The sequence below is a fragment of the Rhodopseudomonas rhenobacensis genome, from assembly GCF_014203125.1.
GTDB classification, from domain to species: Bacteria; Pseudomonadota; Alphaproteobacteria; order Rhizobiales; family Xanthobacteraceae; genus Rhodopseudomonas_A; species Rhodopseudomonas_A rhenobacensis.
This window is the reverse complement of the sequence record NZ_JACHIH010000011.1, coordinates 122,706-132,860: the sequence shown is the minus strand read 5'-3', so window position 1 is coordinate 132,860 and position 10,155 is coordinate 122,706. Positions and strand designations below refer to the sequence as shown.

The window sequence follows — 10,155 nt, the reverse complement described above, 5'->3', positions numbered from 1 at the left end:
ATTTCCCCCCCCCCCCGGGGGGGGGGTGGTGGGGGGGGGCAAAAGCGCAGCTTGTCGCGCCGGGTGAGGGGGCGCCGCGTGATGCCGAGACGCCCCCTCACCCGGCCCGGCGTCGCTGCGCTCCGCCGGGTCGACCTCTCCCCGCAAGCGGGGAGAGGTGAAGGCGGCATCTGTGGAGCCGGGACTATTCCCTAGCGTCCGCCGAACAATTGATCGAGCTTGGCGCCGGAGACGAGGTGATCGGCGGTGAGCTTGTCCCAGCCGCCGAACTCGTCCTCGACGCGGTACAGCTTGACCTCGGGGAACTTGTCCTTGAACTCAGCCGCCACGGCCTTGTCGTTCACCCGGTTATAGGCCTTGGCCAGAATGGTCTGGCCCTCGGGCGAATACAGATATTCCAGATAGGCGGTGGCGAGCGGGCGGGTGCCGTGCTTGTCGGCGTATTTGTCGACCACGCTGACCGGGAATTCCGCCAGCAGGCTGGTCGGCGGCACCACCACTTCGTATTTATCCTTGCCGGCGATGTCGCGGATCGCGCTGGTCTCGGCCTCGAAGGTGATCAGCACGTCGCCGGTCTGCCGCTCGACGAAGGTGGTTGTCGCGGCGCGGCCGCCGGTGTCGAACACCGGGACATTGCCGAACAGCTTCTTGATGAAGGCGTCGGCCTCGGCCTCGTTGCCGTATTTGTGCTTTGCGTAGGCGTAGGCGGCCAGATAAGTGTAGCGCGCATTGCCCGAGGTCTTCGGGTTGGGGAAGATCACCTGCACGCCGGGCTTCACCAGGTCGTCCCAATCCTTGATGGCCTTGGGATTGCCGGCGCGCACCAGGAACGCCGGCAGCGAGTAGTATGGCGAGGAATTGTTCGGCAGCCGCTTGGCCCAATCCGCCGGGATCAGCTTGCCCTTGTCGTACAGCACCTGCACGTCGGTGACCTGGTTGAAGGTCACCACGTCGGCCTCGAGCCCTTCCAGGATCGAGCGGGCCTGCCGCGACGAGCCGTTGTGCGACTGGTTGATGGTGACGTCCTGGCCGGTCTTGGCCTTCCATTGCTTGGTGAAGGCGGCGTTGATCTCGACATAAAGCTCGCGCGAAATGTCGTAGGAGACGTTGAGCAGCGTGGTCGGGCTCTGTGCGCGCGCCGCGGACACCGCGGTGAGGGCGCCGAGACCGGCGATGAAGGCGAGGGCAAAACGATTCACAAGAGCTCCTGTCGCTGCGGAATCCGCGGGCGGGTTAGATGTTGGCGGCGAGGTCGACGAGGTCTTCGATCAGCACGCCGGATTTCGCCAGCATCAGTTCGATCTCGTCGATCGCCTCGGCGACCGGGCGGGTGGCGGTGTCGATGGTCAGTTCGCTCGCGGCCGGCGGCTGATAGTCGTTGCCGATGCCGGTGAAGCCTTTCAGCGTGCCGGCGCGGGCCTTGGCGTAGTGCCCCTTGGGATCGCGGCTTTCGCAAATCTCGGCAGGCGTCGCGACGTAGATCTCGCGGAACAGCGTGTCGGCGATCCGCCGCGCCGCGGCGCGATCCTCGAGCGAAGGCGACACCGCCGCGACGATGGCGATATGGCCGTTGCGGGCGAGGTGGGTGGCGACTTCGGCCAGCCTACGGATATTTTCTGAGCGGTCCTTCGGCGAAAAGCCGAGATCGCCGTTGAGGCCGGCGCGCAAGGTATCGCCATCGAGCAGGATCGGCGAGCCGCCGCGGTTGAACAGCCGGCGCTCCAGCGCCACCGCGAGCGTAGATTTGCCGGCGCCGGGCAAGCCGGTGAACCACAGCACCGCGCCGTTATGGCGATAGCGCGCCGCGCGATCCTCCGGCCGCAGCGCGGATTCCACCGGGACGATGTCGACGGTGCCGCGTTGGCCGCCCTCGATCTTCATCACCAGACCGCCGCCGGCGATGCGGCCGTCGACCTCGATCACCAGCCGGCCGGTGCGCGGGTTGTCGAGATAGGGATCGGCGGCGACCGGGTGCAGCAGCGCGATGGTGATTTCGCCGACGTGATTGCGGGCGATCGATTTCGCCGCGACGCTGGCGAGTTCGCCGGGATCGACCGCCTTCTCGATGGCGACGACGTTGGCGCGGGTTTCCCGCGTCCCGAGCCGGACCAGGATATTGGCGCCGACGCTGAGCGGCTGATGGTGCAGCCAGAATATCCTCGCCTGGATCCTCCTGGTGTCGCGCGGTGCGGCGTCAGTATGGGCGATGACGTCGCCGCGTTCGATGAACAATTCGCGGTCGAGCGTGATGCCGACCGAACGGCCTGCGCTTTGCGGGCCGCTCACCGGCGTCACCGGCCAGCCTTCGACGGTCTTGATCTTGGCGATCTTGCCGGCCGGCATGATCACGATCTCGTCGCCGGCCTTGAGCTGACCGGATTCGATGCGGCCGGCGACGATGCGGCGGTCGTCGAATTTGTAGATCGCCTGCACCGGCAGCCGCAGCGGCAATTCGTCGAGCGGCCGCGCCGGGGTCAGCGCGTCGAGCGCTTCCACCACGGTCGGGCCTTTGTACCAGGCGATGTTTTGCGTGCGCTCGGCGACGCCGTCGCCGTCGCGCGCGGAAATCGGGATCACCGCGGTCGGCGTCACGCCGAGCTCGATCAGATGCGCGGAGATTTCATCGTTGATCTCGGTGAAGCGGGCCTCGCTGAACTCGACCCGGTCCATCTTGTTGACCACCACCGCGACCTGCTTGATGCCGAGCAGGTGCAACAGATAGCCGTGCCGCCTGGTCTGGTCGCGCACGCCTTCCAGCGCGTCGATGATCAGCACCGCGGCGTCGGCCTGCGAGGCGCCGGTGATCATGTTGCGGAGGAATTCGGCGTGGCCGGGGGCGTCGATCAGCACCACGTCGCGCGAATGGGTGCGGAACGAGATCTGCGTGGTGTCAATGGTGATGCCCTGGTCGCGCTCGGTTTGCAGCGCGTCGAGCAGGAACGACCATTCGAACGGCATGCCGCGCCGGGCGCTGACTTCCTTCAGCATTTCCAGCTTGCCGTCGGGCAGCGAGCCGGTCTCGTGCAGCAGCCGGCCGACCAGCGTGGATTTGCCGTGGTCGACATGGCCGACGATGACGATGCGGACTTGCGGGCGGGTGGTGCCGTTCGGCGTGGCGAGCGACGACGACGGCGAGGGAGTGGGGACGACGAGGTTCATGGCGATGCTGCTCACAGATAGCCGGCGACGCGAAGCCGCTCGAAGGCGTCTTCGGTTTCATGATCAAGCGCGCGGCCGGCGCGCTCCGGCACCTTGGTGCCATCGAGTTCGATGAGGATTTCGTCGATGTTGGAGGCGCTCGACTGCACCGGATTGGTGATGTCGGCGTCGCCCAGCGAGCGATAGCGCTTGCCGTTCTGCGACAGATACAACGGGATGATCGGGATGTTCTCGCGCTTGGTGTAGGCCCAGATATCGGCTTCGGTCCAATGCAGGATCGGGTGGATGCGCAGATGCGAGCCGGGCGGCGGCGAGGCGTTGAACTGATCCCAGAATTCCGGCGGCTGATCGCGGACGTCCCAGCCGCCCTCAAGGCCGCGCGGCGAGAACACCCGCTCCTTGGCGCGGGTGGCCTCTTCGTCGCGGCGGATGCCGGCGATCAGGCCGTCGAAGCCGTGCTTGGCCAATGCGAGCTTGAGCCCTTCGGTCTTGCGCGCCGCCGACCGCGCCGCCGGCGGCAGCGTCGGGTCGACGCTTTCGATGCCGGGGCAATATTCGAGGATCAAGTCGAGATCCCATTCCTTCGAGTACTGATCGCGAAACGCATACATTTCCGGGAATTTCTTGCCGGTGTCGACGTGCATGGCGGGGAACGGCACCCGGCCGAAGAACGCCTTGCGGGCGAGCCAGATCATCACGTTGGAGTCTTTGCCGAGCGACCACAGCAGCGCCAGCTTCTTCAGCCGGGCGAAGGCTTCGCGCAAAATGTAGATGCTCTGCGCTTCCAGCGCGTCGAGGTGGTCCATGCCGGGGGTCGTCATCGTGCTCTCCGGGCTGCAATCGAGCGGTTCGGCCCGCCAGCGAACCGCGCACTGGCAAGCAACTCCTGCCGTCGCGGACCGTTGTCGAGAAGAACCATCTCCTGCGCCTTGCAGTTAGAGGTAAAAAATTCCACAGTTGCGGTGCGAAAGAGAAGAAATAAATTTCTCTTTGCGGCCGGTGAAAGACACATATATAGAAAATAATTCCAGTCAACCCCGATGTTCCGGGCAACGGAGCCTGTATGCGATTTCTGCCGGTGTTCCTCGATTTGCGCAGCGGGCCGATCCTTCTGATCGGCGCCGGAGACCTGCTACGCGCCAAGCTGCGGCTGCTACTTGCGGCCGGCGCGCGGATTCGCTGTTACGCGACTGATGGTCATACTGACCTGGGCGGCATCGAGAAGGGCGAAGGCCAGATCGAATTCATCGAGGGCGATCCGCTGCAGGCGGATTTCGCCGGCGTGATCGCGGTGTTTTGCGCCGGCTCAGGCGAGCTCGGCGCGCCGCTTTCGGCGCGGGCGCGGGCGCTCGGCGTGCCGGTCAACGTCATGGATGACCTCAGCAATTCCAGCTTCATCATGCCGGCGATCGTGGATCGCGGCGACGTCGTGGTGGCGATCGGCACCGGCGGCACCTCGCCGGTGGTGGCGCGGCGGTTGCGGCAGCAGATCGAGGCGCTGCTGCCGGCCAGGATCGGCGAGCTTGCCGGCTTCATCGGCCGCTGGCGCAAGAGCATTCACCAGCGGATCCCGCAATTTCCGTTGCGGCGCAAATTCTGGGAGCGGGTGGTCGATGGCCCGATCGGCGCGCAGGTCCTCGCCGGGCATCTCGACCAGGCTGATAAGGCTTTGAGAAATATCGACAATCCGTCGGACTTCGCCGGCGCGAGCGAGGCCGGCCATGTCACGCTGGTGGGCGCCGGGCCGGGCGATCCGGACCTGTTGACGCTGAAAGCGCTGCGGGCGCTGCAGGATGCCGATACCATCTTCTACGATGAACTGGTCTCACAAGAAGTGCTCGACCGCGCGCGGCGCGACGCCACGCTGGTGGCGGTCGGCCGCCGTGTCGGCCAGCCCGGCATCGGCCAGGACGAAATCAATCGCCGGCTGATTGTTGCGGCAAACTCGGGGCAGCGCTGCGTGCGGCTGAAAGGCGGCGATTCGCTGATCTTCGGCCGCGGCGGCGAGGAGATCGCGGCGTTGCGCGACGCCGGCATCTCCTACTCGGTGGTGCCGGGCATCACCGCGGCGCTCGGCGCCGCCGCCGAATTCGAAGTGCCGCTGACGTTCCGCAACGAGGCGCTGCGCATCACCTTCCTCACCGCGCACAAGGCGGAGGGCGCGGCCAGCGTCGACTGGTCGGCGCTGACCGATCCGAAGATGACCGTCGTGGTCTATATGGGCATGAGCGCCGCGCCGCAGGTTCGCGCCGGACTACTCGCCGCCGGCCGCTCGCCGCTGACTCCGGTCGGGGTGTTCGCGCGCGTCACCCGACCTAATTCCAAGGCCGCGATCGGCACGCTCGATCAGTTGCCCGAGTTAGTCGCCGAGGTCGAGGGCGGCCCGGCGATCCTGATCATCGGCGACGTCGTGGCCCATGCCGCGCCGTGGCAGGCAGATTCGAACTCACATCCCTTCACCCCTCTCACGCAAAAACTCTCGGAAATGTTGGCGGCTGCTGAATGACCTCTCCTCTGCAACAAAAAATCAAGATCACCGGACCCTCGGTGGTGACCGCGAACCGCGCCCGTGACGGCGCGGTGATCTGGCGCACCGCTCACCAGGACTGGTCGACCGACCTGGCCGATGCCGCGGTGGTCAGCACCGTCGACACCGCGCGCGCGCTGCTCGCCGAATCCGCCGCCGACGACGTCGGCGCGGTCGGCCCCTACATCGCGCCGGTGACCGTCGACGATTCCGGCGCGATCGAACCCGGCAATCTGCGCGAACTGATCCGCAGCACCGGCGTCACCATCGACATTCCTGCGACCGTGTAAGGCTTCCTATGTACGCTTATGATGAAATCGACCGCACGCTGATCAACGAGCGCGTCGCCGAGTTCCGCGATCAGGTGCAGCGCAGGCTCGCCGGCGAGATCACCGAAGACGAGTTCAAGATGCTGCGGCTGATGAACGGCGTCTATCTGCAATTGCACGCCTACATGTTCCGGGTGGCGATTCCGTACGGCACGCTGTCGGCCGATCAGTTGCGCAAGCTCGCCCACGTCGCGCGCAAATACGACCGCGGCTACGGCCACTTCACCACGCGGCAGAACATCCAGTTCAACTGGATCGCGCTCGCCGATCTGCCGGACGCCTTGGCCGATCTCGCCGAAGTCGGCATCCATGCGATGCAGACCTCGGGCAATTGCACCCGCAACATCACCGCGGATCAGTGGGCCGGCGTCGCGCCGGGCGAAATCGAAGACCCACGGATCTGGGCCGAGATCATGCGGCAGTACACCACGCTGCATCCGGAATTCTCGTTCCTGCCGCGCAAGTTCAAATTCGCCATCACGGCGTCGGATCACGACCGCGCCGCGATCAAGATCCACGACATCGGCTTGCGGCTGCGCCAGAACGACGCCGGCGTGACCGGCTTCGAAGTGCTGGTCGGCGGCGGCCTCGGCCGCACCCCGTTCATCGGCAAGGTGATCAAGCCGTTCGTGCCGGGCCGCGATATCCTGAGTTATGTCGAGGCGATCCTGCGCGTCTACAATCAGTACGGCCGCCGCGACAACATCTACAAGGCGCGGATCAAGATCCTGGTGCACGAACTCGGCCTGGAGAAATTCCGCGACGAGGTCGAGGAGGAATTTTTGCAGATCGGCGACGGGCCGCTGACGCTCGACGACGCCATGATCGAGGAGATCCGCTCGCGCTTCACCTATCCGGCCTACGCCAAGCTGTCGGACAATCCGGAAGAACTCACCAAGGCCTCCGCCGATCCGGGATTCGCTGCGTGGCTCGCTAACTCGGTCGCGCCGCACAAGCAGCAAGGCTACGCCATCGTCACGCTGTCGCTGAAGCCGGTCGGAGCACCTCCCGGCGACGCCACCGCCGAGCAGATGGACGCGATCGCCGATCTCGCCGACCGCTATTCGTTCGGCGAAATCCGCGTCGGCCACGAGCAGAACCTGGCGCTGCCGCACGTCGCCAAGCGCGATCTGCCGGCGCTGTGGCAGGCGTTGGATCGGATTGGCGTGGCGACGCCGAACGTCAATCTCATCACCGACATCATCGCCTGCCCGGGGCTGGACTACTGCTCGCTGGCGAACGCGCGGTCGATCCCGATCGCGCAGGAACTGACGCGGCGGTTCTCCAACGAGACCGCCAACCTGATCGGCCGGCTGCACATCAATATCTCCGGCTGCATCAACGCCTGCGGCCATCACCATGTCGGCCATATCGGCATTTTGGGCGTCGAGAAGAACGACGAGGAATTCTACCAGATCACCATCGGCGGCCGCGCCGACGAAGGCGCGGTGGTCGGCACGCTGATCGGCCCGGCGGTGCCTTACGACGACGTCGCCAATGTCGTCGAAGACATCGTCGAAGCCTATCTGGCGCTGCGGCAGCGGCCGGATGAATTGTTCATCGACGCGGTGAAGCGTCTCGGGGTCGAGCCCTTCAAGGAGCGCGTCTATGCCACTCGTTAAGAACGCAACCACGATCGCCGATCCGTTCGTGCATCTGGCCGACGACGCCGAGCTGCCGCTCGACGGCGCGGTGCTGGTCTCGGCGGCGCGGTTTCTGCAAGATCCCGAGGCGCTGATCGGGCGCAACAGCCCGCTCGGCGTGATCTGGCCGAACAATCGCCCGGTCGATGACCTGGTGCCCTATCTCGATCGGCTGGCGGTGGTGGCTTTGGTGTATCCGAGCTTCCGCGACGGCCGCGCCCATAGCCAGGCGCGGCTATTGCGCGAACGCCACGGCTATCGCGGCGAGTTGCGCGCCACCGGGCAGATCCTGCGCGATCAGTTCGTGTTTTTGCTGCGCAACGGCTTCGACGCCTTCGAGGTGAAGAAGGACGCCGACGCCGCGGCCTTCGCCGCCACCGCGAAGCGTTATTCGGTGTTCTATCAGCCGAGCAGCGACGGCCGGCTGAGCGCGTGGCAGCGCCGGCTGCAGGCGCGGCATTCGGAGAGTGCGAGCTGATGAGCGATGTTTTGATCCAGCCCGCGCAACCGGCGACGCCGGCGCTGCCGTCGGCGGCCGCGCTCGACGCGGCGCTGCGCGACGCCGCGCCCGCGGAGGTGATCGCCGCGGCGCTGGCGGCCGTGGGCCCTCAGCATCTCGCGGTGGTGTCGTCGTTCGGCACCGAGTCGGCGGCGCTGTTGAAGGTGATGGCCGACGTCGACCCGACGATCCCGGTGATCTTTCTCGACACCGGCTGGCTGTTCGAGGAGACGCTGGCCTATCGCGACACGCTGATCGCGCAGCTCGGTCTGACCGACGTGCGTTCGGTCCAGCCGTTGCAACAGACGCTCGACCGCGACGATCCGGAGCGCGATCTGTGGTTCTCCAATCCGGACCAATGCTGCTTCATCCGCAAGGTGGAGCCGCTCAGCCGCGCGCTGAAGCCGTTCAGCGGCTGGATCAACGGACGCAAACGCTTCCAGGGCGGCTTGCGCGCCGACATTCCGGTGGTCGAAGAGGACGGCACGCGGTTGAAGTTCAACCCGTTCGCCAATGTCTCGCGGGAAGACATCGATGCGATCTACGCGGCCGCGAAATTGCCGCCGCATCCCTTGGTCGCCGCCGGATTCCTCTCGGTCGGCTGCATGCCTTGCACCAGCCGGACCGACTCCGACGAGGACGCGCGCGCCGGCCGCTGGGCCGGTCAAGCCAAGACAGAATGCGGAATTCATACTGTCAAGACTTCGTAGGATATTGACCCCGCATCGCCGCAAACATTGAAATCTGGTTTCGTTGACTAACGCGCTGTTCTCCAAGAGTTTCCGAACTTCGCCGTCAACGACAATGGTGTCCTGCGGCCAATGGAGATTGAAATGATCCGTCGTTTTCTTCCCGTGATTGCGGGACTGATCTGGGCAGGCTCCGCGATGGCCGCGGACGTCACGCTGCTCAACGTGTCGTATGATCCGACCCGCGAGCTCTACAGCGATTTCAACAAGGCGTTCGCCGCGGCCTATCAGAAGGACGCCGGCAAGAGCGTCGAGATCAAGCAGTCGCATGGCGGCTCCGGCGCGCAGGCGCGCAGCGTGATCGACGGGCTGCAGGCCGACGTCGTCACCTTGGCGCTCGCCTACGACATCGACGCCATCGCCAACAAGGGGCTGCTGGCCAAGGATTGGCAGGCCAAGCTGCCGCAGAACTCATCGCCCTACACCTCGACCATCGTGTTCCTGGTGCGCAAGGGCAACCCGAAGGCGATCAAGGACTGGGACGATCTGATCAAGCCCGGCGTCAGCGTGATCACGCCGAACCCGAAGACCTCGGGCGGCGCGCGCTGGAACTATCTCGCCGCCTGGGGCTACGCGCTGAAGAAATCCGGCAACGAGGAAGGCGCGCGGGAGTTCGTCGCCAACATCTACAAGAACGTTCCGGTGCTGGATACCGGGGCGCGCGGCTCCACGATTACCTTCGTCGAGCGCGGCGTCGGCGATGTCTTGCTGGCCTGGGAGAACGAGGCTTATCTGGCGGTGAAGGAATTCGGCAAGGACAAGTTCGAAATTGTGGCGCCGTCAGTCTCGATCCTCGCCGAACCGCCGGTCGCGGTGGTCGACAGCGTTGCCGATAAAAAGGGCAGCCGTGCCGCCGCCGAGGCTTACCTGAAATACTGGTACACCCCGGAAGGCCAGGAAATCGCCGCGCGAAACTTCTACCGCCCTCGCGATGCCGGAATTGCCAAGAAGTATGCCGACTCGTTCGCCAAGGTCGAGCTGTTCACCATCGACGACGTGTTCGGCGGCTGGACCAAGGCGCAAAAGGAACACTTCGCCGAAGGCGGCGTGTTCGATAAGATCTACAAGAACTAAATCTTGCGATTGGAATGCAGGCCGATGCTTAGCAACGATGGCAGCGCGCTCCCTCTCCCCGCTTGCGGGGAGAGGGTTGGGGTGAGGGGGCGCCACGCCATATCGCGGCGGGGGGGGGGGGGGCCGGGGCGGCGGGGGGGCGGGGCGCCGCCCCCGGCCCCCCCCCCCGCCACGG

Annotated in this window: 9 protein-coding genes; 6 read left to right on the top strand and 3 right to left on the bottom strand. The window is 65.6% G+C overall.

Annotation, left to right across the window (positions count from 1 at the left end; genetic code table 11):
• Window positions 1-191 precede the first annotated feature (191 nt).
• The 3 genes from cysP to cysD are packed head-to-tail and all read right to left on the bottom strand — an operon-like array spanning window position 192 to window position 3,980.
• The gene (gene cysP, locus HNR60_RS11155; protein WP_184257383.1) at window positions 192-1,199 is read right to left on the bottom strand and encodes a thiosulfate ABC transporter substrate-binding protein CysP; all 1,008 of its coding nucleotides are present in this window, start codon (window positions 1,197-1,199) and stop codon (window positions 192-194) included.
• 34 nt (window positions 1,200-1,233) lie between these two features.
• Complete coding sequence (cysC, locus tag HNR60_RS11150; RefSeq protein WP_184257381.1) at window positions 1,234-3,159, bottom strand: adenylyl-sulfate kinase; 1,926 nt, start codon at window positions 3,157-3,159, stop codon at window positions 1,234-1,236.
• Window positions 3,160-3,170: 11 nt separating this feature from the next.
• Entirely contained in the window at window positions 3,171-3,980 is an 810-nt protein-coding gene (cysD, locus tag HNR60_RS11145; protein WP_184257379.1) for a sulfate adenylyltransferase subunit CysD, read from the bottom strand.
• A 242-nt stretch (window positions 3,981-4,222) separates the two neighbouring features.
• Here cysD and cysG point away from each other — a divergent pair, with 242 nt between their 5' ends.
• The 6 genes from cysG (at window position 4,223) to HNR60_RS11115 (ending at window position 9,980) form a co-directional block, all read left to right on the top strand.
• Complete coding sequence (gene cysG / locus HNR60_RS11140) at window positions 4,223-5,665, top strand: siroheme synthase CysG (protein ID WP_184257377.1); 1,443 nt, start codon at window positions 4,223-4,225, stop codon at window positions 5,663-5,665.
• Window positions 5,662-5,976, top strand: coding sequence for a DUF2849 domain-containing protein (locus HNR60_RS11135; protein ID WP_184257375.1), 315 nt, complete (start codon window positions 5,662-5,664; stop codon window positions 5,974-5,976). Before cysG ends, HNR60_RS11135 begins: the two co-directional genes overlap by 4 nt.
• An 8-nt stretch (window positions 5,977-5,984) precedes the next feature.
• On the top strand, window positions 5,985-7,637 hold the full coding sequence (locus tag HNR60_RS11130) for a nitrite/sulfite reductase (protein ID WP_184257373.1): 1,653 nt from the start codon (window positions 5,985-5,987) through the stop codon (window positions 7,635-7,637).
• Complete coding sequence (locus tag HNR60_RS11125) at window positions 7,624-8,136, top strand: DUF934 domain-containing protein (protein ID WP_184257371.1); 513 nt, start codon at window positions 7,624-7,626, stop codon at window positions 8,134-8,136. The genes HNR60_RS11130 and HNR60_RS11125 overlap by 14 nt, the downstream gene beginning before the upstream one ends.
• Complete coding sequence (locus HNR60_RS11120; protein ID WP_184257369.1) at window positions 8,136-8,867, top strand: phosphoadenylyl-sulfate reductase; 732 nt, start codon at window positions 8,136-8,138, stop codon at window positions 8,865-8,867. Before HNR60_RS11125 ends, HNR60_RS11120 begins: the two co-directional genes overlap by 1 nt.
• A gap of 123 nt (window positions 8,868-8,990) precedes the next feature.
• Window positions 8,991-9,980, top strand: coding sequence for a sulfate ABC transporter substrate-binding protein (locus HNR60_RS11115; protein WP_184257367.1), 990 nt, complete (start codon window positions 8,991-8,993; stop codon window positions 9,978-9,980).
• Window positions 9,981-10,155: the final 175 nt, after the last annotated feature.

What these genes read in the sequence shown, in the direction of transcription:
- HNR60_RS11120 (WP_184257369.1), top strand. Translation starts at nt 8,136, where the DNA reads ATGAGCGATGTTTTGATCCAGCCCGCGCAACCGGCGACGCCGGCGCTG.
- HNR60_RS11125 (WP_184257371.1), top strand. Translation starts at nt 7,624, where the DNA reads ATGCCACTCGTTAAGAACGCAACCACGATCGCCGATCCGTTCGTGCAT.
- cysD (WP_184257379.1), bottom strand. Translation starts at nt 3,980, where the DNA reads ATGACGACCCCCGGCATGGACCACCTCGACGCGCTGGAAGCGCAGAGC.
- cysG (WP_184257377.1), top strand. Translation starts at nt 4,223, where the DNA reads ATGCGATTTCTGCCGGTGTTCCTCGATTTGCGCAGCGGGCCGATCCTT.
- HNR60_RS11115 (WP_184257367.1), top strand. Translation starts at nt 8,991, where the DNA reads ATGATCCGTCGTTTTCTTCCCGTGATTGCGGGACTGATCTGGGCAGGC.
- cysC (WP_184257381.1), bottom strand. Translation starts at nt 3,159, where the DNA reads ATGAACCTCGTCGTCCCCACTCCCTCGCCGTCGTCGTCGCTCGCCACG.
- HNR60_RS11135 (WP_184257375.1), top strand. Translation starts at nt 5,662, where the DNA reads ATGACCTCTCCTCTGCAACAAAAAATCAAGATCACCGGACCCTCGGTG.
- HNR60_RS11130 (WP_184257373.1), top strand. Translation starts at nt 5,985, where the DNA reads ATGTACGCTTATGATGAAATCGACCGCACGCTGATCAACGAGCGCGTC.